This is a genomic window from Pedobacter sp. KBW06 (genome assembly GCF_003852525.1).
In the GTDB taxonomy this organism is placed as follows: Bacteria; Bacteroidota; Bacteroidia; order Sphingobacteriales; family Sphingobacteriaceae; genus Pedobacter.
The window spans coordinates 385484-399518 of sequence record NZ_QAJL01000001.1; the positions used below are offsets into that span (position 1 = coordinate 385484).

General features: G+C 44.3%; 10 protein-coding genes. 6 read left to right on the forward strand and 4 right to left on the reverse strand.

Annotated elements, in window-relative coordinates; all coding sequences use genetic code 11:
* Window positions 1-2: 2 nt before the first annotated feature.
* The 4 genes from DBR43_RS01505 to DBR43_RS01520 are packed head-to-tail and all read right to left on the reverse strand — an operon-like array spanning window position 3 to window position 6490.
* Complete coding sequence (locus DBR43_RS01505; RefSeq protein WP_124577246.1) at window positions 3-2363, reverse strand: GAF domain-containing protein; 2361 nt, start codon at window positions 2361-2363, stop codon at window positions 3-5.
* Window positions 2364-2388: 25 nt separating this feature from the next.
* Entirely contained in the window at window positions 2389-3267 is an 879-nt protein-coding gene (locus DBR43_RS01510) for an SdiA-regulated domain-containing protein (RefSeq protein WP_124577248.1), read from the reverse strand.
* A 12-nt stretch (window positions 3268-3279) separates the two neighbouring features.
* Window positions 3280-5277, reverse strand: coding sequence for a polyphosphate kinase 1 (gene ppk1 / locus DBR43_RS01515; RefSeq protein WP_124577250.1), 1998 nt, complete (start codon window positions 5275-5277; stop codon window positions 3280-3282).
* A 1-nt stretch (window position 5278) separates the two neighbouring features.
* The gene (locus DBR43_RS01520) at window positions 5279-6490 is read right to left on the reverse strand and encodes a Pycsar system effector family protein (RefSeq protein ID WP_124577252.1); all 1212 of its coding nucleotides are present in this window, start codon (window positions 6488-6490) and stop codon (window positions 5279-5281) included.
* A 392-nt stretch (window positions 6491-6882) separates the two neighbouring features.
* Here DBR43_RS01520 and DBR43_RS01525 point away from each other — a divergent pair, with 392 nt between their 5' ends.
* The 6 genes from DBR43_RS01525 to ccoG all read left to right on the forward strand — a co-directional run bounded on the left by DBR43_RS01525 (window position 6883) and on the right by ccoG (window position 14032).
* Window positions 6883-9282, forward strand: coding sequence for a heavy metal translocating P-type ATPase (locus DBR43_RS01525; RefSeq protein WP_124577254.1), 2400 nt, complete (start codon window positions 6883-6885; stop codon window positions 9280-9282).
* Window positions 9279-9464, forward strand: a complete 186-nt coding sequence (gene ccoS, locus DBR43_RS01530) for a cbb3-type cytochrome oxidase assembly protein CcoS (RefSeq protein WP_124577255.1) — start codon at window positions 9279-9281, stop codon at window positions 9462-9464. The genes DBR43_RS01525 and ccoS overlap by 4 nt, the downstream gene beginning before the upstream one ends.
* A 77-nt stretch (window positions 9465-9541) precedes the next feature.
* Complete coding sequence (gene ccoN, locus DBR43_RS01535; RefSeq protein ID WP_124577257.1) at window positions 9542-11653, forward strand: cytochrome-c oxidase, cbb3-type subunit I; 2112 nt, start codon at window positions 9542-9544, stop codon at window positions 11651-11653.
* 18 nt (window positions 11654-11671) lie between these two features.
* Entirely contained in the window at window positions 11672-11836 is a 165-nt protein-coding gene (locus tag DBR43_RS33135) for a hypothetical protein (protein ID WP_167353165.1), read from the forward strand.
* The gene (locus tag DBR43_RS01540; protein ID WP_124577259.1) at window positions 11836-12630 is read left to right on the forward strand and encodes a cbb3-type cytochrome c oxidase N-terminal domain-containing protein; all 795 of its coding nucleotides are present in this window, start codon (window positions 11836-11838) and stop codon (window positions 12628-12630) included. The genes DBR43_RS33135 and DBR43_RS01540 overlap by 1 nt, the downstream gene beginning before the upstream one ends.
* 1 nt (window position 12631) lies before the next feature.
* On the forward strand, window positions 12632-14032 hold the full coding sequence (gene ccoG, locus DBR43_RS01545) for a cytochrome c oxidase accessory protein CcoG (protein ID WP_124577260.1): 1401 nt from the start codon (window positions 12632-12634) through the stop codon (window positions 14030-14032).
* Window positions 14033-14035: the final 3 nt, after the last annotated feature.

A 14035-nucleotide genomic window follows, 5' to 3' on the forward strand; every position in this document is an offset into this window, starting at 1 on the left:
TGTTAATGTTTAAGCGTTACCCCTATTCTAAGGGCCTTTAATCCTTCTACTCCTTGTAGCTCTTCAATATCAAGATACTCAAGATCGTCATTTAAAAGACCAATATCCTGAAGAGTTTTAATATATCCTACATATTCGTGTGCTTCCCAGCTATTAAAGTACACAATTGCGATCTTTCCGGGTTGGGTAATCCGCTCCATCGTATCTTTAATATGTGCTTTATCGATCCGTTTTTTGACCATCTGGTAGCGGATATTATAACTTCCTTCCACATCAAAACGTTGCTCATCGATCCTGAAACTAATGTCTATCAATTTTTCATAGACAAAGATCAGCTGTGTCGTTTCCAGCGGCAGAGAGAAATAAGGTGCCAGACTAAAGGTCGTCTGTGCCACTTCTGCCAGGACTTTCAGTTGTTTGAGGCGAAATTCATGCAGGATCTCTTCCGAAAACTCTTTATCCGGCGCAATTGAGGGGCCCAGGTAAATGTCAAACTCTACCCCATCTGTTCTGAATTTCTCAAAATAGCAAGGGTAAATGCGTTGAATTTCTCTGTTAAACTCATCCAAATGCCTGGTTACTGCCAGGTTGATCATCTGAAGGCTTTTTTCATAGCGGTCCCTGTGTTCGTAGCTCTTTCCATCAACCGCTGTGAGCCTGAAATACTCGTCCACGGTTTCTGTCAGCTCGGGATAGCTCTCCATTAAATGCGTCAGTGCATATGGAATCTGGCGTTGCAGGTAATCTTCTGTTTTCAGGATCTCGCGGTCAGAAAGTTCTTCAAACTGTTCTTTATTCCAGATCTGATATTGTTGCGGAATGTCCTCATCCGGCAGCTGACAAACCTTTTCCTTCACTGCATCCAGCGTTTTTTCCAGGATTTCGAAATGAACATATAAGTCTTTTCTAATCGCCATATTGCGGAGGATACTGGAATTCCGGATGTCTACCGCACCATAAAAAGGGTGTACATCTTTAAAGAAAACGGGTTCTACGGGCAGGTTTCTCGCCTTACCTCCGGATTGAAGGTAATGGTAGGCCGCCTGATGGAAACGCCATTCCACAGAAGGCTGCAGGGCCGTAAATTTATCGGTTACGATATCGGAGATCTCCTGGTTGAAGTCGGTAATGATGTCCTGATATAGTTGTGCCAGTAATGGGAAGGCCATGTCGATCTTGGTCAGGGTACTTCCGTTAAACTGGGTCGGATCTTCAGTATAGAGTTCCAGGCATCCCACCAGTTTTGCATTATAATATAAAGGAAAGAGCCCATAAGCTTTGATTCCTTTTGCCCAAAGGAGGCGCAGCATCGGGTATTTCTCCTGGTCTTCCAGGGTAATTTCCGGAAAGATCATCGTCCTTGGGTTGCTCAGGTACTCTTCAATAAGGTTCAGTTCATCCTCATATCTCCAGCCATCTTCTTCGGCCAGTTTGATCAGTGTACTGTAGAAACCTGATTTTTCATTTACCAGGAGCTTATTGTTCAGCTTAGTATAAGGCAGCATTCCAAATTCCAGCTTTTCAGTTCCCACCAGGGTCTTTAAAGCCGTAGCAATTTCTTTACTGTGGTTTACATCCTTAGACTCATGGTGTTCGATGATGATGTTTTTGATCGATTCCAGCACGTATTCACCCGTCACATCCACCATCGTCACAATAGAAATTCCTTCTATGGTAAAGATTTCCGGTGGAATTAACTTCGTTAGAATGTCCAGGGTATTGTTTTCATCCTGAATATAGTCTTTTACAATATTGAGGTCGTATTCCGGCATTTCCACATTTGCGGTAATCTCCAGAAATCTGGTATCTATAATTAAACGGTAATACTTGGGCAGTTTTGTCTCCGGATCGATGATCGATTTAACCGTAAACTCATTAGCCGTCAGAGAGAAATTGTAAAAACGGCGGAGTACCAGGTTATAAAATGCCGATAAGAGGCTCTTCTCCATTTCCAGCTTCGAAGGCAGACTTAAATCCGCTTTCAATGTGCAGGTGGAAGGCTCCAGCAATATATTATAAAAAGCATTTGTCCCATAATGAAAGCAAGGCATCAATGGTGTACTGATGGCCCATAAATGCTCTTTCTCTTCATTTATAATCGGTGATAATGCCGTATAGATCAATTCAAAAAGCACATTATACCGATGGACATTTTCCTTCGGGATTGGCTGCTGTAATTCAGGAAACTGCTTGAACTGCTCGAGAATGTATTTATAAAAGTTGATTTTTGCGGTTTTCTCCGTATTTGCCATGTTCTCTACATAGGCAATAAAAGGCCTTAGCGAGAGTTTTATGTCTGCGCCAACCGGTCTTTCCCCTGATCCAACAATACTATTATTTAAATCCAGCGTGATCGCTTGCATCTGTTGTATTATTTATTTTTCCGTACTATTTGCCTGTGGCAGTATACTTAAACTTGAGGATGTTGCCATTGGTCAGCTCATCTCCCTCGTTCGAAATATACAGGTTCAGGTCTTTGTCGAAGGCTATCCCCTCCGGTTGGTTGTAGAGTGAAGAGCTCAGGCGGTGAATTGCTTTCACTTTCCAGTTTTCATCTGCAATCAATAACAATTTATTGGCCGATGCGAGAATGTACCATTCTTTGGTCTTCGGGTTTTTGGTCAGTGCAGAAGGGCTTAAACTAGCTTTAAGCTTAGGGTTCATCGCTTTGATCTGCTCCAGGTCGATGCTGAAAGTACTTTCCGGAATCAGGCTATCGATTTCAGCTTTATAATTGAGTACATAACCTGTTGTCGTTTTCTTCTTCTTATCTACCGGGCATGATTTACACAATATATAAACCTTGCTGTTTTCTTCGTCGGCATATAAGCTTTCATACTCTCCTTTCGGGACCAGTCCTTTGCTGTGTTTCACGTGTTCTGCCTCTTCTTTAACCGCTTCCGCAAAGGGAAAGGAGAAAAGATGCCCATTGCTTTTCAATACAAAGATCTTTTCTTTTAAGATCGCGATGTCTTCATAATCCCCCTTAGCTGCAAAACGCACATTTTTCTGGTCTTTGATGTCCCATTTCTGGCGAAATACCTTTCCATCTTCATCCTGAATGGAATAAACGGTATCCGGCTGCCCTTTATAAAAAGTGATGCCGGAAATTTCCAGCAGGCTTTCGGGCATGTTGAACTTATCAGGTTTCTCCAGGTTGTAACCTGCGGGGCTGCTGAATTTAGAGGCTACGGGTTTGCAGGCATAAAAAATTAATAAGGCCAGCAACGGAAGAATATAGAATAGTTTAGTATAGACTTTTTTCATAAAATACGTTCATTAATTAACATTGAACTTTTGTAACAACTGGTAAATGGCTTCCTGAGAACGCAATGGGTTTGGGCCATTAAGCGCTTCATTCTGCATCGTCGCACTGATATTTACCGCCTGCACATTATCCTGAAGCTGCAAGGTAATAATTTCCATAATCAGACGTTTCAAATCAGCGTCATATAACGGAAAACACACCTCAATCCGGCTATAAATATTTCTATTCATCCAGTCGGCGGAGCCCATATAGATGTCGTTTTCTCCATTATTGTGGAAGATAAAGATCCTTCCATGTTCCAGATAACGGTCAACAATCCTCCTTACAGTAATGTTTTCGCTCAGTCCGGCTTGTCCTGGAACCAGGCAGCAAATGCCACGGATGATGAGCTGGATCTTTACCCCTGCCTGTGATGCTTCATAGAGCTTAGTGATGAGCACCTGTTCTTCCAGGTTGTTCATTTTGATGACAATGCTGGCAGGCAATCCTTGCTCTGCATGGTCAATTTCCCTTTGAATCAGGTCAAGAAAGACCTTTTGCAGGTTAAACTGTGCCACCAGCAGGTGTTCAAATGAGATCTGATCTTCATCGGCAGGAGTTTTCTTCTTCTTGCTTAAAAAGCCGAATAAAGATTCCAGTTCCTGCAGCATCGGCTGATGTGCAGTCAGCAAAATATGATCGGTATAGAATTTCGCCGTGCTTTCGTTTAAATTACCCGTTGCCAGTAAACCAAGGTATTGAGTTTCTCCTTCAATAGTACGTTTGACCAGGCCTACTTTGGCATGGACTTTCAGGTCCAGATTGCTATAGACAATCCTTACCCCCGCCGCCTTCATCTGCTTGGCCCATTTGATGTTGTTTGCTTCATCAAAACGCGCTTTCAGTTCTACCAGGACCACAACTTTCTTTCCGTTTTTCGCGGCAGTCATCAGTGCATTGACGATCCTGGAATTGCTGGCTACCCGATAAAGGGTTACATAAATCTCCTCTACGGAAACATCATTTGAAGCTTCATTGAAAAAGCGGAGTACCGCGTCGTAATTCTGGTACGGAACATTGATTAAAATGTCTTTCCGCAGGATATGGTTAAAAAGCGTGTCTTTTTCTGCAATTCGCTCTGCCACCGCAGCAGGCCATTTCGGGTATCCGAACTGTTTGCCATCCAATGGAAAGTTATTGAGGTCTTTTAAATTATGGTAAGTTCCGCCTTCCACCACTGCTGCTTTATGCAGGTTCAGGGCATGGATCACGCGGTATATGTTTCTCAACGGGATTCCCGGTTCATAAAGAAAGCGGGTAGCAAAACCAAAATCACGGGTCTCCAGCTGTTTTTCCAGGGCAATGGTGATGTCTTCGGCATACTCCTGCCCTATCTTTAAAGCGGCATTCCGGGTGATCTTCAGGTTATAAGCACCATGGATCACATCATGAGGAAACAGATAAGCCAGGTGATGTTTGATGATGTCTTCCAGAAACACCACATATTGTTCTTCTCCGGCAGGAATCGCATACAGGCGCTGCAAGACCTCCGAAGGAATACTGATCAGCTCCATGCGTTCCGTACCTTGCTGATCCCTTAAAATGATAACCTGGTAGAGTTTATTGTTTTCGGCAAAGAAGTCCGTCAGGTCGCGGTCAATACAAACCGAGTGAATATAAGCAAGCACTTCATTAAAGAAGATGTCTGAAACCTGCGCGGAAATGGATGCAGGAATAGGTTTATTGTATAACCAATGGATATTTTGAGCTTCCAGTTCAGGCAGGATCTGTTTCACCATGATCTCGCCAAACTTTTGCTGCTGCTGGTTGATCTTCTGTTTCGCCAGCTCAAAGTCCCACATCAGGACCGGCATTCTCACCCTGTAAAACTCATCCAGATTGGAAGAATAGATCGAGAGAAATTTAATGCGTTCCAGAATGGGCACTGTAGCTTTGGAAGCTTCCATCAGCACCCGTTCATTAAAGCTCAGCCAGCTTAAATCCCGGTTAAAAAATACAGCAGACTCCATATTATAAAGTAACCAGGAACGAAGCCAGGATAAAGGCCACTACTGAGATGACAATTCCAAACATAAATACGTTATAGGCGATCCTTAAAAGACGGTATTTACGACCAAGAACTACCCCCTGGGAGTAAAGGTCTTTGATCAGACTTCCATAAAGGAAATCGCGGTCTTCCATCATTTTTATCATTCCTCCTTCATAATCAGGAAGGCTCATGCGGTAAAAGTTACCGAAGAACAAAAGGTTGACCTTTTTATTATTGATGTCTTCAGGTGTAAATACCCCTGTTGGGATAGAAGGGCGTGTTGCGAGAATGGAAAACACCATGGTCACCACGCAAATCACCAGTAATATTAAGGTAGGAATGATCAGGTGCGGGTTGTCTTCGAGTTTTCTTAACAGAATACTCAGGATCACCGACAATATAATGGAGTTGGTAGAAATCATGATGTGCGCCTTATTGTCGGCCATATCACTCAGGCGCTGATGGTTGGTAGAAGTGATCCGGAACATGGTTTCAATTCCCCTTTCCGGCCTGTCGCTCTTTTTCTTTTTATCTTTTTTCGTTTCCGAAGGTTCAACAGGCTCACTGGCCACAGCAACAACTGCCGTTTCCTTCTGTGCGGCTACTGCTTTATGCTCCAATTCGGCCAGGTTCTCCGCTTTTTTTGCATTCAGGAGGTTCTGACAATAAGCGGTATGGTAATGGTGTGCTTTAAAAAGAGCGATGGTTTTCAATCTCCATTCATCTTTATCCAGTGCCCGGTCGCAGAAAGCTTCCGCTTCCTTACGCATGAGTTTGTTTCTTTCTTTAAAGCTGTTGCTGCCTAAATGATAAAGGTCTGCATCGCAAACGATCTGTTCCAAAAGTCCTTCAGGGCTCTGGGGCATTTTGGTGGCCAGGATACAATTGATCACTTTATCAATCACTTCTGCGCTAACGCCTTTCTCTTTCAGGAATTCCGTAGCGAGGCCTGCCCCGCTGGCCTCATGTTGCTGACAATCGAAAAAGTAACCAAGGTCGTGGAACCAGCTGGCAGCGGTAACAATAAAAAAATCTTCATCTGAAAGCTGATAGTGATTGGCGATTTTCACCGCATTCTCTACAACCTGTTCGGTATGGTTTAGGTTATGATATATAAGTCTGACATCGTTTTTTGCATGGAATACGTTGGCAACGTGCGATCTCAACTGGTCTAATATTTCCCTATAATTCATCTGGTATGCTATTGTTTTTCTTAGTAAATACTTCTTTTCATGGCTTAAGAAACCATCATAAGCCTGTTTTATCCTCTTTTACAGGTTACAGACTGAGACTGATTTCTTAATCTATCACTCGCTCTTACTTGTTGGTTGATGATATAAATATGGGGGTTTTAATTTTCATATTTAAAATTACTTTAAAAGATGTCATAACTTCTATTTTTCATCAGGATTATATTTGTTTTTTAAAGGTAATGAAGCGAAGATAAGCATAGTCATTCCTGTTTGTAAGAGGTATGCTTATGATGGTTTCGGAATGGTTTCTGATCTGTATCAAGGGAGAAAGTGACGCTCGTCATATTTATCTATAACCGGAAGCCGGAACTTTGGAAATATCGAATTTCCTTATGTTAGCACAGAAAACCATAGCCCAGGAAACCCAATGTTACCATTGTGGTGACGACCTCCCAAAAAGCCCTTACACGCTGGACGACAAGCCTTTTTGCTGTCTGGGATGCCAGGGTGTTTATCAGCTTTTATCGAGGCATGACCTTGGGAACTATTACGCTTACAACGATGTTCCGGGGCAAACACAAAAGAACGGAGCGCAGCATTTTGAGTACCTGGATGAAGCAGGTATTGCTGCCAATCTGCTGGATTACAGTGATGAAAAAATCAGTGTCATTACCTTATATATTCCTGCCATCCATTGCAGCTCCTGTATCTGGCTACTGGAACATCTCCATAAAATAAAGCCCGGCATTCTTCAATCCAGGATCGATTTCCTGAAAAAGCAGGTGGTGGTCACCTATAAAAACAAGGAATTGTCCCTGCGGCAACTTGTGGAAACCTTATCAGCCATTGGCTATGAGCCCCTGATCAGTTTACAGGATGTGGTAAAAAAGCAGAAATCTGACCATTCTGAAAGGAACCTGATCACTAAAATTGCGGTCGCGGGTTTCTGCTTTGGCAATGTCATGCTGCTTAGCTTCCCGGATTATTTCGGAATTACAAACCTGGATCAGGAGTTCAAATCTTTCTTCGGATGGATGAACCTCGCTTTTTCCATCCCTGTCGTATTTTATAGCGGGAGGGATTACTTTATCTCGGCCTGGAACAATTTAAAAAACGGCATCTTAAACCTTGATTTTCCGCTTGCTTTAGGGATTGCCGTGATGTTTATCCGCTCTATTGCAGAAATCGGGAGCAATACAGGAGCCGGTTTCGTAGATACGCTCTGCGGACTGGTATTTTTCCTGCTCGTTGGGAAATGGATGCAACAGCATACTTATCACCACCTTTCCTTTGAACGTGATTACCGTTCTTATTTCCCGGTTGCCGTTACGCTGATCGGAAAAGATGGCGAAAAACCGATTCCATTGAATGAGCTGAAGGTTGCAGACCGCATCCTGATCCGCAGCAACGAGATCATTCCGGCAGATGCCATCTTATTAAAAGGAGATGCAGAAATGGATTTCAGCTTCGTAACAGGCGAATCCCAGCCGGTAAAAAAGGTATTGGGAGAAGTGGTGTATGCTGGCGGCCGACAACTTTCCGGCGCACTGGAACTGGAAGTCGTAAAGCCTGTTTCTCAAAGTTACCTCACCCAATTGTGGAACAATGAAGCCTTTTTTGGAGAGAAAAACCGCATCAGAACCTTTAGCGACCGGGCGAGTAAATACTTCAGCATTGTGCTGCTGAGTATTGCCATCGGCGCGGCGGCTTTCTGGATGTTTAAAGGAGATACCGGAAAAGCGGTGGCTTCCTTTACTGCGGTGCTCATTATTGCCTGCCCCTGTGCCCTGGCTTTAAGTTCTCCATTTACACTTGCTGCCGTACTGAGCATTTTCGACAAGAATAAATTCTACCTGAAGAATACCGCCGTGATCGAAGAACTGGCCCGCATCAATACCTATGTATTTGATAAAACAGGGACGATCACCAATCCCGATGTCAGCGGATTTACCTTTGAAGGATCTGTTACCGAAGAGGAGAAACAGCTGATCAATGACCTCGCCAGAAACTCCGGACATCCCCTGAGCAGGGAGCTGGTCAAATGGCTGAACAGGCCTGCGAAATATACCGTTGGAAAATACATGGAAAAAGTAGGCCGCGGAATTACGGGAACGGTCAACGGCAATACCTTAAAACTGGGAAGTGCTTCCTTCCTGGGCTTAGAGATGCAACAGCCGGCAAAAGGAGCAGTCGTACATATCATTATCAATGAGCAGTACCGGGGTTTCTTTTGTTCTGAACAACAGTGGAGGTCTGGGTTCAAAGAGCTGATTTTTAAGCTGGGTAAAGCCGCGGACCTTCACCTGCTCTCCGGTGATCAGGATCAGGACAAACAAACACTGATCCCCTTTTTCCCCCGTGCACAACAGATGCATTTTAAGCAAAGTCCGCAAAATAAGCTGGACTATATTGTTCGGCTTCAATCCTCCGGCAGGAAAGTCTTAATGTTTGGAGACGGCCTGAATGATGCCGGAGCTTTAAAACAGAGCGATCTTGGTGTTGCGGTAACGGACAACATCAATAACTTCTCTCCGGGTTGTGACGCCATTCTCGACGGAAGGAGCTTCTATAAGATCCCGCAATTTATTCAGCAGGCAAAAGATGCGGTAAAAGTGATTCACATGAGCTTTGCGATTTCCCTGACCTATAATGCGCTGGGCTTGTACTTTGCCGTTCAGGGCATGCTTTCTCCACTGATTGCAGCGGTGCTAATGCCGATTAGTACCGTTACGATCATTCTATTCACCAGCATTGCAGCAAGACTGTACGCGAAGAAAAACCAATTGCTATGAACATCATTTACTTTCTGATCGGATGCAGCATCCTGCTTGCACTGATCTTCCTGCTGGCCTTTTTCTGGGCCAGCCGAACGGGGCAGAACGATGATACCTATACCCCTTCGGTGCGCATCCTGTTCGATGATGAGGTCCAGCCTGTAAAGGAGGACATAAAAAGTGACGAAGATCACACTTAGTGGAAATCCCTGTCATTCTATAGTCACACACACCGCCCTAATTTTACAAACAATAAACAACCACTCATTATTTTAACATGACTGATAAATTTTACTACGACAACAAAATCGTCAGGAACTTCGCAGTTGCCACCATCGTCTGGGGCATCATCGGAATGACGGTCGGATTGCTCATCGCCATGCAGCTCTTCAAGCCTGCATTAAACATGGGCTCCCAGTACACGACTTTCGGCCGGATCAGGCCATTACACACCAATGCGGTGATCTTTGCTTTTGTGGGTAACGCCATTTTTATGGGCGTTTATTACTCCCTGCAGCGACTCCTTAAAGCGAGGATGTTCAGTGATGTACTCAGTAAAATACACTTCTGGGGATGGCAGCTGATCATTGTCTCGGCGGTGATTACCCTTCCATTAGGATTCACTTCCTCCCACGAATACGCAGAGCTGGAATGGCCGATAGATATTGCCATTACGCTGATCTGGGTCGTCTTTGGGGTCAATATGTTTGGTACGATTATCAAAAGGAGAGAAAAACACATGTATGTGGCCATCTGGTTTTACATCGCCACATTTGTCACAGTTGCGGTATTGCACATCGTGAACTCTTTCCAGCTTCCGGTATCTGCTTTTAAAAGTTACTATTTATATGCAGGGGTTCAGGATGCACTGGTGCAATGGTGGTATGGCCACAATGCGGTTGCTTTCTTCCTGACCACCCCTTACCTGGGAATGATGTATTATTTCCTTCCAAAAATGGCCCAGCGCCCGGTATACTCTTATAAACTGAGTATCCTTCACTTCTGGTCATTGATCTTCATCTATATCTGGGCTGGCCCACACCATTTATTATATACGTCTTTACCAAGCTGGGCCCAATCGTTGGGTGTTGCGTTCTCGATCATGCTGATTGCACCGAGCTGGGGTGGTATGATCAACGGACTGCTGACCCTGCGCGGTGCATGGGACAGGGTAAGAGAAGATTCCAGGCTTAAATTTATGGTGGTCGGCATTACCGCTTATGGTATGGCCACCTTTGAAGGACCGATGCTTGCCTTAAAACAAATCAATGCGATTGCCCACTATACCGACTGGATAGTAGCACACGTACACGTAGGTGCCTTAGGCTGGAATGGTTTCTTAACCTTCGGAATTTTATACTGGTTGATCCCCCGCATTTACAGAACGGAATTATACTCTAAAAAACTGGTTTCCTTCCACTTCTGGATTGGCACACTGGGAATTATATTTTATGCAGTGCCTTTATATTTCGCCGGTTTCACACAAGGTCTGATGTGGAAAGAATTCAACGCCGATGGAATGCTCAGGTATCCAAACTTCCTGGAAACGATCATACAGATCCTTCCGATGTATGTATTGAGAGCGATCGGTGGTGCTTTATACCTTGCCGGTGTGATCGTGATGACATACAACCTGATCAGAACGGTTCGTCTCGGAAAACTGGTTGCCAATGAGCCTGCTGAAGCAATGCCACTGGCGAAAGATTATGTTCCTCAGGGATCTGAGAAAAAATTACACCGGGTGCTGGAACGTAAACCAATGGTATTCATGGTGCTTTCCTTAGTGGTGATCCTGATTGGTGGAATGATCGAAATGATGCCCACCTTTACGATCAAATCTAATATCCCTACCATTGCCAGCGTGCAGCCTTATACTCCTCTGGAGTTACAGGGACGTGATTTATACATCCGTGAAGGTTGTGTGAGCTGTCACTCTCAAATGATCCGTCCTTTCCGTTCAGAAACAGAAAGATATGGAGAATACAGTAAAGCAGGAGAGTTTGTATACGACCATCCACATTTATGGGGATCCAAAAGAACCGGACCAGATTTACAGCGTGAAGGTGGCAAATATGGCAATGTATGGCATTACAACCACATGCTGGACCCACAGACCATGTCGCCGGGAAGTATCATGCCTCCTTACGAATGGCTGATTACCCAAAAACTCGACACGACGACAACCATCAGCAAGATCAATGCGATGCGCAGTCTGGGTGTTCCTTACGAAGAGGGTTATGAGCATACGGCCAACAGCGACCTGGACATTCAGGCCAAAGCCATTGCGGCAGACCTTCAGAAGAACAACATCAAAGTGAAAAGTGATAAAGAAATCGTTGCGCTGATTGCCTATCTGCAACGTTTGGGAACGGATATTAAAGCAAAGTAAAATCTAAACAACAACACCATGTTTAAGCAATTTTTAAATCAAGTAGATGGAAGCCAGGTGTATTTACTCACTTCTCTGGGGATTTTCATGCTCTTTTTCTTACTGGTCGGCATTCTCCTGCTGACCATGAAAAAAGACGAAATAAAATATATGAGTGAATTACCTTTAAAAGACGACGAGTAATGACAGATCTACTTATCTGGGCCCTGCTATTTGTTGCAGCGCTCATCCTTATCGTTTCCTTACAGGTATTGAAGGTCATCAAAATCTTTATTAAGGAAAGCATCAGCCCTTCCCCATTTGCAACTGAAGAAGAGAAAGAACAATTCCGCTTACTGGCCGCAAAGCGTGAGGCGGAGGAAAAAGCAAAACCTTCCATCTGGACCAAACTCATGGGCTTAAAACCTATGGCAGAGGAGAAAGACCTGATGATGGACCATGAATTTGACGGCATCGCGGAGCTGGACAACCCTACCCCGGCCTGGTTTAGCGTACTGTTTTACGGAACCATCATTTTCGCCATCGGATATATGCTCAATTATCATGTCTTCAACTGGGGAAAATCACAGGAAGAAGAATATGCGATCGAACTCCAGCAGGCCGCAGACGACCGCCTTGCCTTTCTTCAGAAACCAGGTGCCGCAGGCCCTCAGATCAATGAAAGCAATATCGAACAAAGCAATGATAAAGAGGTGATCCAAAAAGGAGCTGCCTTATTTAAAACCGTTTGTACGCCTTGTCACGGGGCAAATGGAGAAGGCGGCGTTGGCCCCAACCTGACCGATGAATTCTGGCTGCACGGCGGAGGCGTAAAAGACGTGTTCAAAACGATCAAATATGGTGTTCCTGAGAAAGGAATGGTAGCCTGGGAGAAATCCATGAATGCCAAACAAATCTCAGACATCACCAATTATGTATTGTCATTAAAAGGAAGTAATCCTGCAGGCGCGAAAGCACCACAGGGCAAAAAAGATTAATATGTCGTCGCAAAGTCCCGGACAATTCAGAGATCAGATCTCCACCCTTACCGATGATGGTAAAAGCCGTAAGTGGCTTTATCCTCATGTGATCAAGGGGAAATTATATCAATACCGCTCCATCGTCAGTTATTTTTTCCTGACATTACTATTTGCTGCCCCATTTCTTAAGTTAAATGGGGAGCAATTGGTCCTTTTAAATGTACTGGAACGGAAGTTTGTATTCTTTGGTGTCATCTTCTGGCCTCAGGACTTCTACCTCTTCGTATTGGCTTTGCTGATTTTCATTGTATTCATCGTACTGTTTACCGTCGTCTTTGGACGGGTATTTTGCGGATGGGCCTGCCCGCAGACGATCTTTCTGGAAATGATTTTCCGGAAGATAGAGATCTGGATTGAGGGCGACCACCATAAACGTAAAAAACTGGATGATGGTCCTTTGACCGGACAAAAGGTCTTTAAAAAAGGGTTAAAACATGGGATCTACCTGGCAATTTCTTTTCTGATTGCCAACATCTTCCTCTCCTACCTGATCGGTTCTTCTGTGCTGATCAGCATCATGACGGAACCGGTATCCATGCATCTAAGCGGCTTTATCGCCATCTGCGTATTTACCATCGTGTTTTACCTGGTATTTTCCAGAATGCGGGAACTGGTGTGTACCGTGGTTTGCCCTTATGGCCGTCTGCAAGGCGTATTACTGGACAACCAGAGCATCATCGTTGCTTATGATTATGAACGCGGGGAACCTCGCGGGAAGCGCGTTAAAGAAGCAGAAAACCAAATCGGCGACTGTATCGACTGCAAACTTTGCGTACAGGTCTGCCCTACCGGAATCGACATCAGGAATGGTACTCAGCTGGAATGCGTGAACTGTACGGCCTGTATCGATGCCTGTGATATGGTGATGGAAAAAATCAGCCGCCCAACACGCCTGATCGGGTTTAAATCTGATGATGAGATCAAGTTCAAACAGGGTTTCCATCTCAATAAAAGGGTGTATGCCTATACCGGGGTACTGCTGGTTTTAATGGCGGTCCTGAGCTACCTTTTAATCGTGAGAAGTGAGGTCAAAACCACGATTTTACGTGCAGGGGGCACGCTTTATCAGATGCGGGAGAAAGAAAAGGAAGTCAGCAATCTATACAATGCAGAGCTGATCAATAAAACTAATAAATCATTGAAGTTTGAGATCATTCCGGATGATCCGTCCACCAAAATTCAGTATATCCAGAAACAGGATTCCATCGCCTATGGCGGTGTGGCAAAGCTGACTTTCTTTGTGATCATGCCTCAATCGGCTTTGAAGAAATACAAGTCAGACATCGGTTTCAAACTGATATCGGATGGAAAGGTCCTGGATAGATTTGAAACTACATTTATAGCACCAATAAACGATTAAGCA

What these genes read in the sequence shown, in the direction of transcription:
- DBR43_RS01505 (WP_124577246.1), bottom strand. Translation starts at nt 2,363, where the DNA reads ATGCAAGCGATCACGCTGGATTTAAATAATAGTATTGTTGGATCAGGG.
- DBR43_RS01510 (WP_124577248.1), bottom strand. Translation starts at nt 3,267, where the DNA reads ATGAAAAAAGTCTATACTAAACTATTCTATATTCTTCCGTTGCTGGCC.
- ppk1 (WP_124577250.1), bottom strand. Translation starts at nt 5,277, where the DNA reads ATGGAGTCTGCTGTATTTTTTAACCGGGATTTAAGCTGGCTGAGCTTT.
- DBR43_RS01520 (WP_124577252.1), bottom strand. Translation starts at nt 6,490, where the DNA reads ATGAATTATAGGGAAATATTAGACCAGTTGAGATCGCACGTTGCCAAC.
- DBR43_RS01525 (WP_124577254.1), top strand. Translation starts at nt 6,883, where the DNA reads ATGTTAGCACAGAAAACCATAGCCCAGGAAACCCAATGTTACCATTGT.
- ccoS (WP_124577255.1), top strand. Translation starts at nt 9,279, where the DNA reads ATGAACATCATTTACTTTCTGATCGGATGCAGCATCCTGCTTGCACTG.
- ccoN (WP_124577257.1), top strand. Translation starts at nt 9,542, where the DNA reads ATGACTGATAAATTTTACTACGACAACAAAATCGTCAGGAACTTCGCA.
- DBR43_RS33135 (WP_167353165.1), top strand. Translation starts at nt 11,672, where the DNA reads ATGTTTAAGCAATTTTTAAATCAAGTAGATGGAAGCCAGGTGTATTTA.
- DBR43_RS01540 (WP_124577259.1), top strand. Translation starts at nt 11,836, where the DNA reads ATGACAGATCTACTTATCTGGGCCCTGCTATTTGTTGCAGCGCTCATC.
- ccoG (WP_124577260.1), top strand. Translation starts at nt 12,632, where the DNA reads ATGTCGTCGCAAAGTCCCGGACAATTCAGAGATCAGATCTCCACCCTT.